At 70.0% G+C, this 20,134-nt stretch carries 12 protein-coding genes; 4 read left to right on the forward strand and 8 right to left on the reverse strand.

The window, feature by feature from the left end; all coding sequences use genetic code 11:
- The first annotated feature begins 10 nt into the window (after positions 1–10).
- Positions 11–3,583, forward strand: a complete 3,573-nt coding sequence (locus H4N58_RS04125) for a PKD domain-containing protein (protein ID WP_167001698.1) — start codon at positions 11–13, stop codon at positions 3,581–3,583.
- Between the two features lie 113 nt (positions 3,584–3,696).
- Positions 3,697–7,242 carry a PKD domain-containing protein gene (locus H4N58_RS04130; protein ID WP_167248926.1) on the forward strand — a complete coding sequence of 1,182 codons (3,546 nt, stop codon included), beginning with the start codon at positions 3,697–3,699 and terminating at the stop codon, positions 7,240–7,242.
- A 24-nt stretch (positions 7,243–7,266) separates the two neighbouring features.
- Here the strand turns inward: H4N58_RS04130 and H4N58_RS04135 are convergent, their stop codons facing one another.
- A complete protein-coding gene (locus H4N58_RS04135; protein ID WP_167001700.1) occupies positions 7,267–8,901 on the reverse strand; it encodes a right-handed parallel beta-helix repeat-containing protein in 1,635 nt (544 codons plus the stop codon).
- Between the two features lie 364 nt (positions 8,902–9,265).
- Here H4N58_RS04135 and H4N58_RS04140 point away from each other — a divergent pair, with 364 nt between their 5' ends.
- Entirely contained in the window at positions 9,266–10,411 is a 1,146-nt protein-coding gene (locus H4N58_RS04140) for a GNAT family N-acetyltransferase (RefSeq protein ID WP_167001701.1), read from the forward strand.
- Positions 10,412–10,441: 30 nt separating this feature from the next.
- Here the strand turns inward: H4N58_RS04140 and H4N58_RS04145 are convergent, their stop codons facing one another.
- Together H4N58_RS04145 and H4N58_RS04150 are read right to left on the reverse strand one after the other, a co-directional pair.
- Positions 10,442–11,500, reverse strand: a complete 1,059-nt coding sequence (locus tag H4N58_RS04145) for a hypothetical protein (protein WP_167248924.1) — start codon at positions 11,498–11,500, stop codon at positions 10,442–10,444.
- 91 nt (positions 11,501–11,591) lie between these two features.
- Positions 11,592–13,094 (reverse strand): formyl transferase, encoded by a 1,503-nt coding sequence (locus H4N58_RS04150; protein ID WP_167001703.1) that lies wholly within the window; start codon positions 13,092–13,094, stop codon positions 11,592–11,594.
- A 234-nt stretch (positions 13,095–13,328) separates the two neighbouring features.
- On the opposite strand from H4N58_RS04150, the gene H4N58_RS04155 reads away from it, so the two are divergent.
- Positions 13,329–14,966, forward strand: a complete 1,638-nt coding sequence (locus H4N58_RS04155; RefSeq protein ID WP_167001704.1) for a polysaccharide biosynthesis tyrosine autokinase — start codon at positions 13,329–13,331, stop codon at positions 14,964–14,966.
- Here H4N58_RS04155 and H4N58_RS04160 read toward each other — a convergent pair.
- From H4N58_RS04160 to H4N58_RS04180, 5 genes are read right to left on the reverse strand one after another with little or no spacing between them, the layout of a single operon-like run.
- Positions 14,951–15,622, reverse strand: coding sequence for a hypothetical protein (locus H4N58_RS04160; protein WP_167248922.1), 672 nt, complete (start codon positions 15,620–15,622; stop codon positions 14,951–14,953). The two genes, H4N58_RS04155 and H4N58_RS04160, sit on opposite strands and share 16 nt — an antisense overlap.
- Positions 15,619–16,851 carry an O-antigen ligase gene (locus tag H4N58_RS04165; RefSeq protein WP_167001706.1) on the reverse strand — a complete coding sequence of 411 codons (1,233 nt, stop codon included), beginning with the start codon at positions 16,849–16,851 and terminating at the stop codon, positions 15,619–15,621. Before H4N58_RS04165 ends, H4N58_RS04160 begins: the two co-directional genes overlap by 4 nt.
- On the reverse strand, positions 16,848–18,134 hold the full coding sequence (locus H4N58_RS04170; RefSeq protein ID WP_167001707.1) for a hypothetical protein: 1,287 nt from the start codon (positions 18,132–18,134) through the stop codon (positions 16,848–16,850). The genes H4N58_RS04165 and H4N58_RS04170 overlap by 4 nt, the downstream gene beginning before the upstream one ends.
- The gene (locus H4N58_RS04175) at positions 18,118–19,272 is read right to left on the reverse strand and encodes a DUF1972 domain-containing protein (protein ID WP_167001708.1); all 1,155 of its coding nucleotides are present in this window, start codon (positions 19,270–19,272) and stop codon (positions 18,118–18,120) included. The genes H4N58_RS04170 and H4N58_RS04175 overlap by 17 nt, the downstream gene beginning before the upstream one ends.
- Before the next feature lie 11 nt (positions 19,273–19,283).
- Positions 19,284–20,030 (reverse strand): CDP-alcohol phosphatidyltransferase family protein, encoded by a 747-nt coding sequence (locus H4N58_RS04180; protein WP_167248920.1) that lies wholly within the window; start codon positions 20,028–20,030, stop codon positions 19,284–19,286.
- Positions 20,031–20,134 lie beyond the last annotated feature (104 nt).

Genomic DNA, 20,134 nt, shown 5'->3' on the forward strand with positions numbered 1-20,134 from the left:
CGGTAGGGCGATGCTCAACCACACCTCGACGCGGACCGGACACGGACGAGCACGCTGGAGCGTCCCCCTGCGGCTCCTCGCCGGTGCGGCGCTGACGGCGGCGGTCCTCGCCCCGGCCGTCCCCGCCCATGCCGACTCCCAACCTGCCGACCCGAACGATCCCGCGACACCGACGACGGTGACGGCCGACGCGTTGCCGACCGTCCAGATCAACGGCGTCGTCTGGTCGCAGGGGATCGCCGGCAACCGCGTGTACGCCGGCGGCAGCTTCACCAACGCCCGTCCGGCCGGCTCGCCCTCGGGCACCAACACGGTCGCGCGGAGCCACCTGCTCGCGTACGACCTGCAGACCGGTGTCCTCATCAGCACCTTCGCGCCGACACTGAACGCGCAGGTGACCGCCGTCGCCGTGTCGCCGAACGGCTCTCGTGTCTACGTCGGTGGTGACTTCACCACCGTGAACGGGCAGACCCGACGCCGGATCGCCGCCTTCGACGCCGCCACCGGTGCCCTGGTCGCCAGCTTCGCGCCGTCGGTGAACGGGTCGGTCGACGCGATCGCCGCGACGAACACGACCGTCTACGCGGGTGGCAGCTTCCTCGGGGTCGGCAACCAGGACCGCTACAACGTCGCCGCCTTCAACGCGTCGAACGGTGCGCTCCTCAGCTGGGCTCCCGTCGCGTCTGGCGGCACCGTTCGCGCTCTCGCGATGAATCCGGATGGGACCAAGATCGCGGTCGGCGGCTCCTTCACGACTCTCAACGGCTCGGCGAACCCCGGCTACGGCCTCGGCATGGTCGACGCGACGACTGGTGCCAACCTCCCCATGGGCGCCAACAGCGTGATTCGCAACGGCACCGCAGACGGGGCGATCCTCACGCTGCGGGCCGACGCCGACAACGTGTACGGCGCCGGCTACACGTTCGGCAAGTCCGGAGGCACGCTCGAGGGCGTGTTCGCCGCGGACTGGGACGGCGGCGACCTGACATGGATCAACGACTGCCACGGTGACAGCTACGACATCGTCCCGGTGGGCGACGTCATCTACCAGGCCGGTCACTTCCACTACTGCGAGAACATCGGCGGCTTCCCTCAGGGCGACGGTGGCGTCGGCACGTACCCGTACAACCGGGGGACGGCCATGAGCAAGTCGGCCACGCGCACCGCGACGTGGGAGCCCGACCAGGGCCGCTACTACTCCTACCTCGGTCAGCCCGCCCCGTCGCAGCTGGCGTGGTACCCAGAGTTGAACACCGGCACCGCCACCGGCCAGAGCCAGGGCCCGTGGTCGCTGGCAGGCAACAGCACCTACGTCGTCATGGGCGGCGAGTTCACCCGCGTGAACGGCACCGCCCAGCAGGGCCTCGTGCGGTACGCCGTGCGCGGCACCGCGCCGAACGACCGCGGCCCCCAGCTCGGGGGCGCCTCCTTCCCGCTGAAGGCTGTCTCGTCCAAGCCCGGTGAGGTCCACGTGACGTACGGGTCGAACCACGACCCCGACAACGAGAACCTCACCTACCGCCTCTACCGGCAGACCCAGAACGCAGCCGGGCTGATCGACACCCGCGTCGTGCGCACGCCGTACTGGCGCCTGCCCGTCCACGGATTCACCGACACCGGACAGCCGGTCGGATCCACCCGCCAGTACCGGGTGACTGCGACGGACCCGGCGGGCAACGTCGCGCAGTCGCCGTGGGTCAGCGTGACCGTCGCCGGCTCCCACACGTCGAGCGCCTACCGCGAGGCGGTGCAGCGCAGTCAGCCCGACCACTACTGGCGCTTCAGCGAGGCGACGGGGACCGCAGGTGACCTCACCGGCTTCACGCCGCTCAACGTCAACGCCGGCGTGCTCCGCCCGGCGGCCGGCGCGGTCGGTGGCGACAGCGACCCCGCCGCGAGCTTCAACGGCACGACCACGGGGTACGCGGCGACGCCGGCGACCGACAACCCGCTCGACGTGCTCACGCTCGAGACGTGGTTCAAGACAACGTCGACCACGGGCGGCAAGATCCTCGGCTGGGGCAACCGCGCCGACCGCAACTCGTCCAAGGCCGACCGGCACCTCTACATGGACAACACCGGTCGGATCAACTTTGGAGTCAAGCCCGACCAGACCCGCAAGGTAGTGACGAGCCCGGCCACCTACAACGACGGTCAGTGGCACCACGCCGCGGCCTCGCTGGGCCCGGACGGCATGAAGCTCTATCTCGACGGCGCGAAGGTCGCCGACCGTACGGACGTCACGGTGGGCGAGCACCTCTCGCGCGGGTTCTGGCGGATCGGTGGGGACACCCTCAACAACTGGCCGTCCATCCCGACCACCGCGTTCTTCACCGGTGACATCGACGAGGCGGCGGTCTACTCGTCCGTCCTCAGCGACACCGAGATCGCCGCGCACTACGCGGCGGCGACGGGCGCGCCCGTCCCGAACCTGCCGCCGACGGCGTCGTTCCCGACTCCGACGATCGACGGCCTGAAGGTGACGGTCAACGGATCGAGCTCGTCTGACTCGGACGGCACGGTGACGGGCCACGCGTGGACCTTCGGTGACGGCGGCACGGCGACCGGAGTGAACCCGTCGCACACGTACGCCGCCGCGGGGACCTACACGATCACCCTGACCGTGACCGACGACGACGACGCGACCCACCAGACGTCGCGTCAGGTGACGGTGTCGACGCCGCCGCCCAACCAGCCGCCGACAGCGTCCTTCACGACACCGACGGACGGGTTGACGGTGAACCCCAACGGCAGCGGCTCGTCGGACACCGACGGCACGGTCACCGGCTACGCGTGGACGTTCGGTGACGGCGGCACGGCGACCGGGGTGAACCCGTCGCACACGTACGCCGCTGCGGGGACCTACCCGGTGACCCTGATCGTGACTGATGACGACGGTGCGACGGCAACGCTCACGAAGGACGTCATCGTGGCTGGAGCTCCGGCGCCGTTCGCGCGGGACACGTTTGCACGGACCGTCGTCGATGCCTGGGGCAACGCAGAGACCGGCGGGGCCTGGACCAGGACTGGGTCGGCGACGAACTTCTCGGTCTCGAGTGGCACCGGCAAGATCCGCATGGGGACGCCGGGAGCAGGTCCAGGCATCGCACTGAACGGGGTCTCCTCGACCAGCACCGATCTCTCGGTGACGGCGAGCGCGGACAAGGCGGCGACCGGTGGCGGCACCTACCTCAGCTTCCACCCGAGGCGCGTCGCGAACGGTGACCACTATTTCGCCGACGTGCGGCTGGTCGCGGGCGGCAGTGTGTCGCTCAACATCGGCAGGACCGTCGCCGGGGTCGAGACCTCGCTGGCCAGCGGCACGATCAGCGGCCTCACGGTGGCCGCCGGGGAGGCACTCCAGGTGCGTGTCGCGGCCTCGGGGACGTCGCCGACAACGCTGCGCGCTAAGGTCTGGAAGGCCGGGACCGCCGAGCCCGCGGCGTGGCGGCTGACCTCGAGCGACTCCTCAGCCTCTCTCCAAGCGGCCGGCGCGCTCGGCCTGTGGACGTACCTGTCCAGCTCGGCGACGAACGCTCCTGTGGTCGCGAGCTTCGACGACCTCGTCGCTCGTACGGAATGAGGACGACCGGATCGTGAAAACAACCGTGGCGTGGGCCCTGCGCCCATAGCCTACGGATGCGCATCATTGGAACAGCGTCGGCGCTGCCGGCACGTCTCGGGTGGAGAAGACTCATGTCGACAGCTCGTCCCCGGCGCCATGTGGTGCGCCGACTCGCAGGGGCGGTGACGGCGGCGCTCGTCGTGGCCGCTGCCATGACCGCCACCGCCGGCCCGGCCGCTGCAGACTCGGCGCCCGCGGACCCGACCGATCCGAAGACGCCGACGACGGTCACCGCCGACGCCCTCCCGACCGTGCAGGTCGACGGCGTCGTGTGGTCGCAGGCCATCGTCGGCGGCGCGGTCTATGCAGGGGGCAGCTTCAGCAGCGCGCGCCCGGCGGGCGCGGCCGCGGGCACGGGTGAGACACCGCGCGGCAACCTGCTGCGCTACGACCTTGCGACCGGCGTCCTCGACGCGACGTTCTCGCCGAGCTTCAACGCCCAGGTGCGTACGGTCGCCGTCTCGCCCAACAAGTCCCGTGTGTACGTCGGCGGTGACTTCACCTCGGTCGACGGCACGACGCGCAACCGCATCGCCGCCTTCGATGCGACCACGGGCGCCGTGGTCGCGGGCTTCGCGCCGCCGGTGAACTACCACGTGTACTCGATCGTCGCCACAGACGACGTCGTCTACGCGGCGGGCAACTTCCTTGGCGTCGGCACGCAGTCGCGCGGCAACCTGGCGGCCTTCGACGCGCAGACCGGTGCACTTCTCGCCTGGGCGCCGATCGCCGCGGGTGGTCCCGTGACGTCGATCGTCCTGTCGCCCGACAGCTCGACGATCGTCGCCGGCGGCAGCTTCACGACGATGAACGGCTCGTCGAACCCCGGCTACGGGCTGGCTGCCGTGGACGCGTCGACGGGTGCGCTCAAGCCGTGGCTCTCCAACAGCGTGGTCCGCAACGGCGGCACCGAGGCCTCGATCACCTCGCTGTCGGCGGACGACCAGAACGTCTACGGGACGGGCTACGTGTTCGGCGGCGGTGGCAACGTCGAGGGGACGTTCGCGGCCCGCTGGTCCGACGGCGCGCTGCAGTGGATCAACGACTGCCACGGCGACACCTACTCCGCCCACCCGCAGGACGGCGCCGTCTATACCGCCGGTCACGCGCACTACTGCGGCAACATCGACGGCTTCCCGCAGACCGAGCCCAACTGGACGTTCTCCCGGGCGATCGCCTTCGGCAAGCAGGCCACCGGCACCGTCACGACCGAGCCGCACGGCTATGCCAACTTCGCCGGTCAGCCGCGCTCCGAGCTGCTCGCGTGGTTCCCGACGATGAACGCCGGCACCTACACCGGCCAGGCCCAGGGCCCGTGGACCGTCACGGGCTCGGGTGACTACGTCCTCATGGGCGGCGAGTTCACGCGCGTGAACTACACCGGCCAGCAGGGGATCGTCCGCTACGCCAAGCGCGCGCTCGCGCCTCGTACGCGTGGGCCCCAGCTGTACAGCACGACCTATCCGATCAATGTGGTCTCGACCGAGCCGGGCGCAGTCCGGGTCAACTGGAAGGCCAACCAGGACGACGACAACGACTCACTGACGTATCGCGTCTATCGCGACACCCAGAACAACGCGGGCCTCGTGCACCAGCGCGTCGCGCGGGCCCGCTGGTGGAACCGCACGACCATGGGCTTCACCGACCGCGGGCTCACGCCGGGGGCGACCCACCGCTATCGCGTGGCGGTGACCGACCCTGACGGCAACATCGCGAACTCGCCGTGGGTCGACGTCACGGTCTCCGCGAGCGGGACGCCGAGCGCCTACCTGAACGCGGTTCACGCCTCCGAGCCGGAGTACTACTGGCGTCTGGGCGAGTCGAGCGGCTCCGCCGGCGCCGACACGCTCGGGCAGGGCAACGTCAAGCTGAACGGCTCCTACACCTGGGGCGGTACGGGGGCGCTTTCAGGCGACGCCAACAAGTCGGTGACGTTCGGCAACATCTTCTCCCACGGCAACGCCTCCAGCCAGGTGGCCGAGACCCCGCCAAACGTCTTCACGCTCGAGACGTGGGTCAAGACGACGACCGGCAGCGGCGGCAAGCTCCTCGGCTTCGGTGACAAGATGACGGGCTCGTCGTCCAACTTCGACCGTCACGTCTACCTCGACTCGTCAGGCCGCGTGCACTTCGGTGTCTACGCGGGGACCGCCGCCGTCATCTCGAGCACCGCCAAGGTCAACAACGGGCAATGGCACCATGTCGTGGCCTCGCTCGGCTCGGAGGGCATGAAGCTCTACGTCGACGGCGCCAAGGTCGCCTCGCGGACCGACGTCAAGACCGGCCAGAACGGCTACTGGGGATACTGGCGCCTCGGCGGCGACAACCTGTCGTCGTGGCCGAACGCAGCGAGCTCGAGCGGCAACTTCAAGGGCAGCCTCGACGAGGTCGCGATCTACAAGTCGGCCTTGAGCGACGCCGACGTCGCCGCGCACTACCAAGCTGGCACGACGGGCCAGGGCCAGAACGCGGCGCCGACGGCGGCGATGACCTCCTCGACCCAGGACCTGACGGTGTCGGTCAACGGCACGACGTCGTTCGATGTCGACGGCACCATCGCCTCCCACGCGTGGGACTTCGGCGACGGTGCGACAGCGACCGGGGCGACCGCGACCCACACCTATGCCGACTCCGGCACGTACGACGTCACGCTCACCGTCACCGACGACGGCGGCGCGACCGACGTCCTCACGCGCCAGGTCACGGTGACCGCGCCGCCGCCCAACCAGGCACCGACGGCCGCGTTCACCACGACCAAGAACGACCTGGCGGTGAGCGTCGATGCAGCAACGTCGAGCGACTCCGACGGCACGATCGCCTCGTACGCCTGGAGCTTCGGCGACGGGTCGACGGCGACCGGGGCCACGGCGACCCACGCCTACTCGGCACCGGGCACGTACGACATCGCCCTCACCGTCACCGACGACGACGGTGCGACCGGGACGGTGACCCACCCGGTGACGGTGTCGGGCCCGCCGGAGCCATTCGCCGTGGACACGTTCGCCCGTACGGTCGTGGACGGCTGGGGCAGCGCCGAGACCGGTGGGGCGTGGACCCGGACCGGGTCCGCGACGAACTTCTCGGTCGCCGACGGCGTGGGCCGGATCAGGATGGGCTCTGCGGGCGCCGGGCCATCGATCGCCCTCAACGGGGTCTCCTCGACCAGCGCCGATCTGACGCTGAGCGTGAGCCTCGACAAGGTCGCGACCGGCGGCGGCATCTACATCACGGCGAGCGCCCGCACCATTGCAGGTGTCGGCTCGTACGGTCTGAAGACGCGGTTCCTGGCGGACGGCAGCCTCTCGGCGGCCCTCACCCGGATCGAGGGTGCGTCCGAGACGACGATGGCGACGGGTGTGGTCGCGGGACCCCACGCCGCAGGTGACACCTGGCGCATCCGCGTCCAGGCGACGGGCACGTCGCCGACGACGATCAGGGCCAAGGTCTGGCGCGCAGGCACGAGCGAGCCGGCGTCATGGCTGGTGTCGACGACCGACTCCGCCACGGCGCTGCAGGCGCCGGGCGGGATCGCCTTCAGCCCGTACTTGTCCGGCTCGGCCACCAACGCGCCGATCTTTGCGTCGTTCGACGAGGTCAACGCGGTCGCATTGCCATGAACGTTCCCTGGGCTCGGGGCTGGCTCAACGCCAGCGCCCGAGCACACGGAGGCCGCGAGCGCGCGCGGTAGCGATGGCGATCCCGGCCGGCAGCGGCGTCGCGATGCGGCGAGCCTTGCGCGCGACGAAACGCGTCGCCGTTCCCGAGCGCGTGGCGACCTTCTTGCGGCGTACGAGCAGGTGGCGCCGTTCTTGTGCGGTTGCCCGACGGAACTGCGCCACCGTACGGAAGGTGGCCGGGTCCCGTGAACCACGCGACCACACGACGAGCCATGCCGGGCGCTTACCAGGGCGGCGGTAGACGTTGCCCTTGGCGGTGACGCCCATCTGCCGGGCGGTTCGCCTGCCGGTGTAGTCCTCGACGCAGAGCACGCAGTTCCCGCGCCGGGGATTGACCGCGAGGATGTTGTTGCGGATCGTCACCCGACTGATGCGCCACGTCATCCGCCGGTCGGGGAACGCGCGCCGCGGGTCGCGGCCCGCCGTCGTCCGCGAGCTGGGCCGGCGCGCGTCCTGGACGACGTTGACCGCTCGGCCGTTGCCGACGATGGTGTTGTTCCAGATCGAGACGCTCCCGGTGTTGTTGACCTTCACGCCGTGCCCGCGGTTGTTCTTCACGTGGTTGCCGGCGATGAGGACGTTCGCTGAGATCTCCGCCGACAAGCCGTGGCGGACGTTGCGCACGAATCGGCTGTCGAGCACCTTCGCGCCCTCGACCGACTCGTCCAGCCACAGACCCGTCCCTCGGTTGCCGCGGAAGACGCTCCGGCGGACGACGATGTTGCGGGCACGTCCGATCTTCATCCCCCCGGCGACAGGCGCGGTGTTGAAGTGCTCGGTGTTGTTGCTTTTGCTGGTCATGCGGGAGATGTGCAGGCCGTCGGCGTACGTCGCGCTCGCTCCGATCATGCCGTTCGCCCGCGTACGGACCCGGTCGAGCACGACGTTGCGTGCGGCCACATGCAGGCCGGTCGTCGCGTTCTGGTCGATCGACACGTCCGTGAGCCGGGTGCGTGCGCCGGTGATCGTGACGGCGCCCATGTGGGGGACCGACGGCGCGTACCGGCGGACGTCGATGCCGCTCACGACCGTGCCGGGAGCCCTGAGACTGAGTGCCTTGGCGAGCGCGCTCGCCCGGACCTCGCGTCCGCCGGGCGGACTGCCGAGGTAGAGGAGCCCACGCGTGTAGTCGACGAAGAACGTGCCGGCACGAAGGCTCGCGACCGAGCCCACCTGGCGGAGGCGCCTCCCGCCGACCCAGACCTGGTCCGGGTGCGCGGCCATCGGAAAGCGGCGGTTGACGAACTGCCAGCCTTCTGCACGGTTGTCCGGGACGCCCCACGAGTACGTCGGGCTCGCGTCGAAGCGGGTCGTCCAGCGTGCGACCGCGTGCCTCCCGGACCGGCTCCAACCTGTCACGCGCCGACTCCCGTCGAGCACCACGGCCTCGCCGGCGTGCGCACGGATGGTCAGGCGCTTGGCGTCGGGGACCTTGACGGACTCGTGGTAGGTCCCGCGGCGGATCGCGATGGTGTCGCCGGAACCAGCGCGCGAGACGGCCGCACCGATCGTCCGCATCGGCGCTCCGATCGTCCCCGAGGCGCCGTCGTTCCCCCTCGTGGAGACGTAGTAGGTCCGGCCTGCTGCTGCCGCCAGCATCAGTTCGGGCTGTAAGGGGGGGCCGTCCGCACCTGCCGTCGCCCCGACGGCCTGCCGATCCGCATTCGGAATCAGCGCGACCGTGACCGTCGATGCAGCCAGGACCGGCAGGATGTACCTCCAAAGCGTCCTCTGGACGCGTGATCCGAGTGCCGGTTCCGGCATACGTCAATCACCCCCTATGACGACAGATCCCAAGAATTCGGTCCTCTCCGTCATTCTTTGCCGCGACACTCGGATCGGCAATCGCAGGTGGGTTGGGTAGGGATCTGCCCGTTCGGGCCCGGTGCTCGTGGGCGAGGACTATATTTCAACCGGCGGCTGCCTCGGTTCTGGCCGCCATGTCAATGACTGTGGGGGATCGGTGTACGTCGTCGACTGTTCTGAGCGTTTCGACTGGTTGTCGGACGAGTACGAGTCCCTCTACGCGTCGGCGACGGCGACGCTCTTCCAGCACCCAAACTGGCTCAACGAGATCTACGCGACGCTCGCGGAGGGTATGGGCGCGGACCCGGCGGTCGTCACGATCAGGTCCGACGGACGGTTGGTCGCTGTGCTCCCGCTCGTGCGCCGCCGAGGACGCGTGCGCCGCCTGGAATTCGCTGACCTTGGCGTCAGCGACTACACGGTCCCTGTCATCGCCGCGGACGTGGAGGCCGCGCTGCTCGCGGACCCGTCGGTCCCCAAGGCGATCCGTCACGCGCTCGGGCCGGCGGATCTTCTGACAGTCCCGAAGGTGCCTGCATCGGCCACCCGTCTGACGGCCCTGCTCGGAGGACCAGACGTCGTTCGCCTTCAGTACGACGCCCACGTGATCGAGCTGGGCACGTCCTTCGAAGACTGGCGTTCCGCGCGTGATTTGGACTTCACCCGGCATCTGGACAACAAGCGCAAGAGGATCGGTCGCAAGCAGCGGGTCCTCGCACTACGTGAGCTCAAGGATGTCGACGAGATCGATGGTGCGTTTGCGTTGATGCGCGAGTTCAGGCGTTCCCGCTTTTCTGATCGGCGTGCGATCGACCTCGTGCAGGATCCGGAGTACTACGAGTTCTATCGTCGTGCAGCCCACGACGGGGCGACGAAGGGCGGCCCGGGCAGTACGACTGTTCTCACGATCAACGACGAGATCGTCGGTGTCTCCTTCGGGCTCAGCGACTCCTCGCGCGATCTCTTCGTCCTCATCGGGTACGACTTCGACCGCTACCGCAACTACTCGCTCGGGCTCGTGATGGTCGAGGAGCTGATCAAGGTCAGCATCGCCAACGGCAAGACCTACCACGACCTGACACTGGGGCACGAGGGCTACAAGCAGGACTTCGGCGCGGAGGCGACGCCGATGTTCGCCGTGCACATGACCAAGACGCCGGTCGGGTGGGCGGCGAAGACCGCAGCTGCTCAGAACACCGCTGCGCGACACTTCGCGAAGCGTGCCCTCGCCTATCGGGACGAGCACCTGCGGGGACGGGGGTTGTCCGAGGTCATGGCTTCCCTCCGCGGACGCCGCGGGTAGCCCTGTCAAGTCGCCCCGAGTGACAGGGCGTTACGGCCCCGTGACGACAGTCACGGTCGAGTCGGCATCGATGAGTCCCGCGGTGGTCTGCTTCACGACCGGCTTCCCTGTGAAGCCGATCGCTCGCATGTTCCGGACAATGTGCTTCCCACCTGACGCGTAGAGAATCGGCGTCGATTCAGCGACGCCGGATGCGTGCTCGACCACGCATCCGTCCAGGAGGACCGATCCATTCGTCGCATGGACGAAGCCCGCGTCGTTTCGTCCGGTGGCTGTCGGATCCGACATTGCATAGGCGAGCCAGGTGTCGCGGACTGTGACTCGAGTGTCGCCCGTCAGGCGGATCAGGGATCCCTTACAAGGTGCGCCCGCGTTCCGTCCTTCGATTGCGCAGTCGACGAAGCTGACGAAGTCACCAGTACCGGTGATGCTGAATGCCGAGTGGCCTTCCGCTGTCACGTAGAAGTTCTGAAGGTTGGTCTTTGAGAGGTACTCGAAGCTGGCAAGGAACGCGGTGTCGGGGAGCAGAGCAGTCGGCGAGTCCAGGAGACACATACTGAAGTTGAACCGACAGTCGGATCCGCCAAGTGCAAGTCCTCGGTTGCGGACGTTGTTGATGTTCCAATACCCGTCCCCTGAGCACGCAGTCATGAGTAACTGCTGGGTGGATGAGCCAAGGACGCCTGCGGCGTTCACCGATGTGATGTCGCGGAAGCTCGAGGTCCACAGGACCCGGCTGGAGTGCCCCTCGATCAGACGGTTCGACGCCGTTCCGTCGATCGTCAAGCCTTGGAATGCGCAGGCGAAGGTCTGCGCCTGGTTCAGGTAGAACCAACCGCCGGTCGTGCGTACCTGAATCAGGTTGGAGCTCGGGTGACCGCTCCGATTCTGGTCTCCTGGTCGGATTGCGCCGCGAATGGAGAAGCCCGAGTACAGCGGTTGCTGGTTGTTGAAGGTGTAGGTCCTGTCCTCGTCGAGGACGACGGTGGTGCCTTTGTAGGTCTGCGCGGCAGCGTACGTCATGAAGGCAGCGAGTCTGGCGTCGTCATCGACGCCCGAGAATGAGGAAAGGGGGAGTTCAGTTGGCACGTCCGGGCCTCCGCGAGTAGTGGATGGAGGCTGACCGTAGCCATCACAGAAGGCCAGGTCGCGGTGACTTGCACGCCGCGAGCAGCGGAGGTCAGGTCCTTTCGGCGGCGGGCCGTCGGCGGATTCGCGGCGACCGCGCGGAGCCGTCGATGCACTCCAGTCGTCCTGCGCGGTTGAGGGTGTGCAGGCGAGACCCTCCCCAGGTCCCGCCGGGAGCGAGCGAGGCGACGTGGCGCTGCTCGAAGGCCGTGTCGTCCAGCCGGGTGATCTCTGCGAGCGCAAGGGCGGCGCCGTACCCCGTGCGCCCGTCCTGGACGGGGCGCAGGAGTCGGCCGTCGCGCTCGACCACGCGCCCTGCGGGGCGAGCGGTGGCGATGTCGACGAGGACGGGGTTGGCGGCGTGCGGCGTCCACGGGCCGCGGAGCCGGTCGGCGTGCCAGAGGTGGAGGGTGTCGGAGAACGAGCCGCCATGGCGTACGGTCGCCGTCATCCACCACCGTCCGTCGTGGTGGAACGGGGTGGCGTCGCTGATCTCGGCGCCCTCGAGGAGGGTCGCGACGTGCTCCCACCGGTCGGGGTAGGCGACCGCACGGTAGAGCTCGAGCGTCCCGGCCGCCGAGGACTCGGGGATCATCCACAGCTCGCCCTCGTCCTCACCGACCCACGGGTACGACAGGTGGTAGGGACGTTCGAGGACCGGGTAGGGCGTGCCGGTCGGGCCTTCCGGCGTCATCTCGACGACCGACACGACGCCCCGCCCGACGCGGTGGTCGAAGTCCTCCACGAAGAGGTGGTGACGCCCGTCGTGCAGCAGAGGGAAGGGGTCGGCGTAGAAGTGGTAGCCGTCGTCGGGCAACCGGTTCCACGGTGTCGTCGTCACCGTGCCGAGGTCGAGGACGTCGTCGGCGCCCTCGTCGACGAAGCGCCAGCCGACCCGCCAGTGGGGGGCACGGTAGAGGCGCCGATAGAGCCCGTGGATGCCGGCGTGGGCAGTGGTCGTGGCGACGCGGCGAGGCCACGACTGCACTGCGTCGTTGGCGGCGGTGCCGTTCGTGGCGCCGTCGACGCGCACGCCACGGTCGGTGACTGCCGCCACGATGATCGTGACGACTCCGGCGAGGACGTCGTCGAGGGCGCGGGGGAGCAGGCCGGGCAGCTCGCTCCCGGGTCGCCCGCTCGCGACCGTACGCCCGTCAGCGCGGTCGACGACGGCGACGACGGGCAGACGCCCCGCCGTCAGTGCAGCGAGGAGGGCGTCGTCGCCGGGGTGGCCGTCGAAGGTCAGCCCGAGCGTGCGCACGCCGTCGTGCCGTCCGGCCTCGACGAGGTCGAGCGTGACGTCGGGTGCCGCGTCGCCGTTGGTGCCTCGGGCGTCGAGGAGACCCGGCGCGACACCGGCCCAGCGTCCCGCCGGTAGGCGGTGCAGGACGCGGTCGGCACGCAGCAGCCGCTCGAGGCGCGGGTCAGGGTCGCGCGAACCCGTCACCCACGCGACGGTCACTGCATCGACCTCGGAGCGCGCGTCGAGCGCGGCCACGAGGTCGTGGTGCCAGTGCCGCACCTGGTCGCGGCGCAGCAGGATCTGAACGTGCACGGTCCCCCGTCCGGAACGTCGAGAGGGCATGCCGAGAACACCGACCGACGGGCCCCTCCTGTCGGAACCGGAATCATAACCGGCGACCGTGACCTGGTGGGGCGTTTTCGGTCACTCCGGCCGTGTGGTGCTTGTGACTTGACGACCTTTGAGACAGCGGCCAGGTGGGTCACTATGCTGAAGAGGCTCGGGGCACGGTGTCGTCGGGCGTAGTGAGGGAGCCGGAGGTGACGCGTGACCTTCTCGGAGTACGCCGCCATCCTGCAACGGCGTTGGCGCGTATGGGTGTCGTTCCTCATCGTCGGGATCCTCGCGGCCGTCGCCTACAACGCGACCGCGACCGTCCGCTACACCGCGACGGCGACGGCGTTCGTCAATGTCTCTGACGGCACCCGCGGCCAGCAGTCCCAGAATTTCCAGAACTCGCAGTTCGCGGTGCAGCGGGTGAAGTCCTACACCTCGCTCGTCGACAGTCCGCGCGTCCTCGAGCCGGTCATCAGCGACCTCGGCCTCGACCTCACGGTGCGTGAGCTCGCCAAGAAGACGTCGATGACCAGCCCGCCCGACACGGTCATCATGGAGGTGTCCGTCGTCGACACGGACCCCGACCAGGCGGCGCTTCTCGCGAACGCGGTGACCGAGTCCCTCGGTGAGGTGATCGAGGACATCGAGAGCAACGGCACCGTCTCGCGCACCGGCGAGCCCGTGACCAACGTCCGGGTCTCGGTCACGGCGCCCGCGTCGCCACCGGCGTCCCCGTCGTCGCCGCGCACGCTGATCAACCTCGTGCTCGGTGCCCTCCTCGGGCTCTCCGTCGGCATGGTCGCCGCCGTGATCCGCAACCACTACGACCGCCGGATCAAGAACGCCGACGACGTCCGCGAGGTCACGGGTATCTCCCCGCTGGGGACCACGTCCAACCAGCCCGCCTCGCAGCGCATGCCGCTGGTCGCGCTCGACTGGCGGTCCGAGGCGGCCGAGCGCTACCGCACCATCCGTACCGCCCTGCGGTTCGCCTCGATCGACCACGAGGTGCGCCACTTCGTCGTCACATCGCCGCTGTCGGGCGAGGGCAAGAGCACCGCCGCGTGCAACCTCGCGATCAGCCTCGCGCAGGGCGGGGCGTCGGTCTGCCTCGTGGAGGCCGACCTGCGCCGCCCCCGAGCCGCCGGCTATCTCGGAGTCGAGGGCAACCTTGGGCTGTCGGACGTGCTGGTCGGCGAGGCGTCGCTCGACGACGTCCTCGTCAGCTGGAACCACGCCCTGCTCCAGATCCTGCCTGCCGGCTCGCTCCCGCCGGACCCGGTGGCGCTGCTCGAGTCGGCGGCGATGGGCAACCTCGTCGATGCGCTGTCGGAGCGCTTCGACGTGGTCGTCTACGACGCTCCGCCGATGCTGCCGGTCACCGACGCGACCGTGCTTGGCGAGAAGGTCGACGGTCTGCTCCTGGTCGTCCGCTCGGGCAAGACGCTCAAGGAAGACCTCAGCCGCTCGCTCGACAAGGCCGACGCGGCCAGGGTCAAGGTGCTCGGCACCGTGGTCGTGGGAGTCCGTCGCGAAGGGCGCTCGGGCGAGCACTCCTACGCAGCCGACGTCGCCACTCAGCGCACCGAGCTCACGCCGACGACCAACGAGCCGCCCGTACGGGGCGACAGCGTCGTACGGGAGGACGAGGAGGGCGACGACGACGGTACGGGCTGGCAGCCGCCCCTGGCCGCCACGACGGCGGTCCTCCCGGCGATCACCGACGACATGCTTGACGATGACCACGACGGTGACGACCACGACGACCGTGACGATCCCGACCACGGAGACGAGGCGGCCGATGACTCCTCGGGCATCGTCTCCGGTGGCGCTCAGCCGAGGGCGTAGCGAGCGCGACCGGGGCCCGTCCCGCCCGACGCGTCACGGACGACGTCGCTGAGGGCGGAGGCCACGATCGTGGTGTTCTCGGCGATCAGTCGCGTGACGAGAGAGTGGGGGACCGCGTCGACCGTCTTGTGGGCGTCCGGCACGTCGTTGCCGTGCACCTCGACCCGGCGCCACGGCTTGCGGGCCACGCGGTGGCGAGACGCTCGCGGCATCTCGACGGTGCCCCGCAGGTCCGACATCTCCGTGACCAGGGCGAGGAGCGCGTCCACCGGATCGTCGTAGGAGGCGCGCTCCTCGCTGATCGCGTGGGCGCAGAGCACGGCGGCCTCGCGCAAGGTGAACGAGCGGGCGTGAGAGGTGGGCTGGAGGCGGACGACAGCGGCCCTTGACGGACGGTCGGCGGCGAGCACGAGGTCGGCGCTCTCGACGGCGCTCACGGTCAGTCCCTGAGACCGGTGGTCGCCGAGCTCGGGACCGGTTGCGAGGTGGCCGTCGGCGACGACCGTGCACGCGTCGTGCCCGTTCGAGGCGTTCTCACCGGCGCTGGCCACGACGAACGGTGCTCCCGCGTCGGCCAGCGAGCGGCGCAGCAGGGCTTGGGCGAACGGGGACCGGCAGACGTTCGCTGAGCACACGGTGAGGATGCGGAACGTCATGCCATCTGCCTTCGCTTGGGGTGGGCGTAGATCGCCAGCGTGGTCGTGAAGAACACGATAAAGCTGACCGACGTGTCGAAGAGGCCGCTTTCCAAGATGCTCACGAGCGCGAGCATCACGATCGCCGCGACGAAGAACGCGCGGGTGGGACGGGTGCAGCGTCGGGAGGCGACGAGCGTGGTCACGATCGCGGCGACGAGGGCGAGCGTACCGAGCAGGCCGACCTGGAGGTATGCCGACACCCACGTGCTATCGAGGATCTGAGTATCGCGATACATCGCCGAGACCGGGATCTGACGCAGGGCCAGGCCTCCGCCGATCAGGCGTTCGAGCAGGTTGTCCGGATAGTCGATCGCCGCGGACCACGCGACCGTACGGGAGTTGAGCGTGAGCAGGCTGGCGGTGTCGCCGCGACCGACGAACTCCTCCATCACCGAGGTCAGGCCCACGACGGCAGCCACCGCGGGGATGCTGAGCACGGCGGCGGTGAAGACGGGGACGGAGATCCGCGGCGCGATCACCACCATGATCGCCATGCCGAGCACGAGGGCGGCGAGGCCGGTCCGTGAGCCCGTCGCCCAGACGAGACCGAGGAGCAGCGGGAGGGCGAGGACGTCGAGGGCGGTCGCGGACCGGAAGATGCACCGGTGTGCCACCGCCAGTGCGGGGAGGCTGAACATCAGGCAGATCTGGTTGGGCCCGACTGGGGGGATGCCGCCCTCCAGTCGGCCGCTGGCGAGCGTCCCGATGCCGGTGATCGACGCGAAGGCGCCGACGACGAGCATGGCGACGAGCATCGCGTTGACGACCTCGCGCCAGGGTCGTGCACGCGCCACCAGGACGAGGGCGGCTGCGAGCATGATCAGCCGGATGACGAGGATCATCGAGGCGACGGTCTCGTCGCTGATCAGCAGCGCGCTGATCACGGCGATCGCGAGGTAGCCGAGCATGCCGAGGACGGGAGTCACCTCGACCTGGCTCCACCGGCGGTCGGGCTTCGGCAGCGTGAACGCGAGCCCGAGCGCGATGACCGTGAGCATCGCCTTGGCGACGACCACCGCGTCGGCGCCGCCGGAGTAGTAGACGCCGCGCCGCCACGAGATCGCCGAGACGACCAGCAGGATCATGACGAGCTGCAGCCGGGTGAACCGGATCCGCAGGCTGAACGGGCTGCCCGTCTCGTCGGACGCCGCCAGCGCCCGCTGCTCGACCGCCTCGGCGGTGCTCACCGGACCACCGCCTGGGGCGTCTCTTGCGGCGGACGCTCGCGCCGGACCACGGGGACGATGAGGAGCTGACGGCAGAGGATGCCCCCGGCGAACGAGCCGAACGAGATCCACAGCGGCGCCCACTGCGTGGAGGTGCCGAGCTGGAGCGCGAGGACGAGCAGCCCGATCGACAGCACGGAGTCGGCGACGCGGATCCCGAAGACGCGCCCGGGTCGGCCGCGTACGGCGGCCAGGCTCCCGTACGGCAGGACCGCCGCGCACGAGCCGGCATAGACGGCCCACCCGATGACCGCGACGACGTCCAGGTCGAACGAGCCGCCGGTGATCAGCGGGCCGAGGACCGGCAGGGCGAGGACGGAGATCAGGCTCGCCCCGAGCGTGGCCGCGAGCATGATCGCCGCGGCACGGTCCGCCCGCGCGAGCAGGGAGCGGAGCGTGTGGTCGCCGCTCGCGGCGTACGAGGAGAGCAGATAGGAACCGAATCCCTGGACGACGAGCATCGCCGGAGCCACGTACACGCGCGCCGCCTCCAGCTCGCCGACGGCGGCCGCCCCGGCGACCGCGAGCACCGTCCAGCGCATCACGTTGAGCATCGTGGGACGGACGAACTGCTGGGCGGCGCGCCAGCTCCCGAAGCGGAGCACGCGCGCGAGGTCGGGCTGGGCCCAGGGGCGTACGGTGCGCTCGTGCCGGGGGACCAGCATCCAGCCGGTCACGCCGGAGGCCGCCTGGCCAGCCGCCAGGGCGAGCAGGAACCCCGTGACCGAGGGGGCGCCCGGTTCGAGGAGCACGGCGACGACCACGCCCGCCGTCACGACGAGCGAGACCAGGTCGCCGGCGACGAGCCGCCAGAAGTGCATTGTCGCCATGAGCAGCCGGCGGACCAGGTCGGCCGCGACGAAGGCACCCGTCGCGACGGCGAACGCGAGGCACCCCGCAGGCGACAGCGACGTCCAGACGACGGCCCCGACGTACGACAGCAGCGTCGAGGCCACGACGCTCACGGCGGCGAGCAGGGCGAGCGCCGTACGGATCCGGTCGTCGCGGCGGTCGAGCACGGTGAGGGTGTCACCGACCAGGCCGGTCGTCACCGCGGTCGTCATCACCACGGCGCCGAACAGCAGCGCGTACACGCCGAAGCCGTCCGCGCCCAGGGCCCGTGCGGCAGCCACCTGGAGGAGGAAGCTCACCCCCGTCTGAGTGGCCTGGGCGAGCAGGGCGACGACCGCGGTCGGGATCCGCGGGCCGCGGGGGCGCGTGGTCTGGTCAGTCGGCTCGACCACGGCGACGCCCCGATGCCGCGCCACGGGTGGAGTACCCGTTGGTCAGCCGTACGAGCAGGTCTGCGTAGGCGTCCGCGACGTCGTCCCAGCGGTAGCGCTGCGCCGCCCGCTCCTGCAGCAGCCGTCCGGCCTCCCGTGTCCCCTCGGGGTCGCCCTCGGCCTTCTCGACGAGGCGGGCGAGGTCGTCGGGGGTCGCGAAGCGCGGGGCGGAGTCGCCGAGCACCTCGCGGTTGAACACGACGTCGTACGCGATGACCGGCGCCCCGGCCCCCATCGCGCGCAGCAGGGAAGGGTTGGTGCCGCCGACGGAGTGGCCATGGAGGTAGGTCGTCGCATGCGCGTACAGCTGGTCGAGCTGGTCCTGGTCCCAGACGCCGCCGACCAGGCGGATGCGGGGGTCGCCGGCGGCGAGCTGCTCGATCTCGGCCGTGTAGGCGTCGGCGTACGGGGCGGAGCCGACGACGACGAGCGGGTGCTCGGCACGCGACGCGCGGTATCCGGCGACGATCTCGCGGACGTGGTTCTCGGGCTCGAAGCGGGCGACGACGAGGTGGTAGCGCCCGGGCTCCACGTCGAGCGCGGCGAGCTTGTCGGGTGCCGGGGAGTCGAGGATCGGGGCGCCGTACGGGACGAACGTCGTCGCGACGCCGAACTCCTCCTCGTAGTAGTCGGCGATCCCGACAGCGTCGGCGATCAGCGCGTCGGCCCACCGGACCGACGCGGACTCGGCCGTCCGGTAGTAGCGCCGCCCCGCGCCGGTCCACTTGGCGCGCCGCCACTCGAGCCCGTCGACGTGCACCGCGACCGGGATCCGGCGCAGCCGCAGCCCGGGGACGAACGGAGCGTTGGCGGCGTTGAAGACGATCGCCGCGTCGAAGCGACGTCTGCGGGTCACCGCGTGCGCGACCGACAGCGCCGTGTGCGAGAGCGTCTCGAGCGTCTTGCGGCGCACCGCAGGCAGGTGGACGAGTCGCATCCCGAGGTGTGACGCGGGGCGCGGCTCGCCATCGACCGGCCGGCAGTAGACGGTCACGTCGTGGCCGGAGGCGACGAGGCGTCGCCCGATCTCCTCGACAGCGGTCTCGAAGCCGCCGTACCGGGCCGGCACGCCGCGGGTGCCGATCAGGGCCACTCTCATCGGTCCCGCCTTCATCGGTCCATCGCCTTCAGCTCGCGCCACCACTTGCGCAGGACGACCGCGAGGACGAGCGCGTTGATCACGAACAGCGCGGTGTAACCGGCGAAGTAGAGGGTCGGCCAGCCCATGAGGACGAACACCCAGCAGAAGATGCCGTAGTCGGTCGGCAGGATCGCCCACGTGCGCAACGGGTTCTCCGGGGGCGCGTCGGCGGTCGGCGCGGGCGCGTCGGCACCCTGGCGCAGCAACGGCATCATGATCAGCCCGAAGAACGTCACCATGTCGACGATCTGGAACCCGACCGGGACGAGCAGCGCCCAGTCGGACTCGACCGGCGGGAAGCGGAAGAACGAGATCAGCACCGCCAGGTGGAAGCTGCAGGTCTTGAAGCAGTCCACCGTGTGGTCGAGCCACTCGCCGCTGCGCGATCCGGTGCCGGTGAGCCGTGCGATCTGGCCGTCGACGGAGTCCATGACGTAGCCGGCCGCAAGCAGGGCGGACACCGCGAGGCCGACGCCGAGGCTGGGCTCGGCCAAACACAGGAGCAGCAGCCCAGAGAACGACAGCGTGGCGCTCACGGCGGTCGCCTGGTTGGGCGTCACGCCGAACGCCGCCGCCACCGCCGCGACGCGTCGCCCGAGCGGGCGATTCACGTAGCGCGAGTAGGCGGCGGTGCCGCGCGACGGCTTCTGGGCCGCCGACAGCGCCGCCGCGTTGGAGCGGATGCGTGACGTACGCGAGGTCGCGGTGACAGACATGGGGACTCTCGGTCGATGCGGTGAGGTCTTCGGGACAGTCTTCCATCTCCTCGGACGAGGAGGACCCGGAACACCAGGATTGGGCGCACCCCGCACGAGTCGGG

It is taken from the genome of Mumia sp. ZJ1417, from assembly GCF_014127285.1.
Taxonomy (GTDB): Bacteria; Actinomycetota; Actinomycetes; order Propionibacteriales; family Nocardioidaceae; genus Mumia.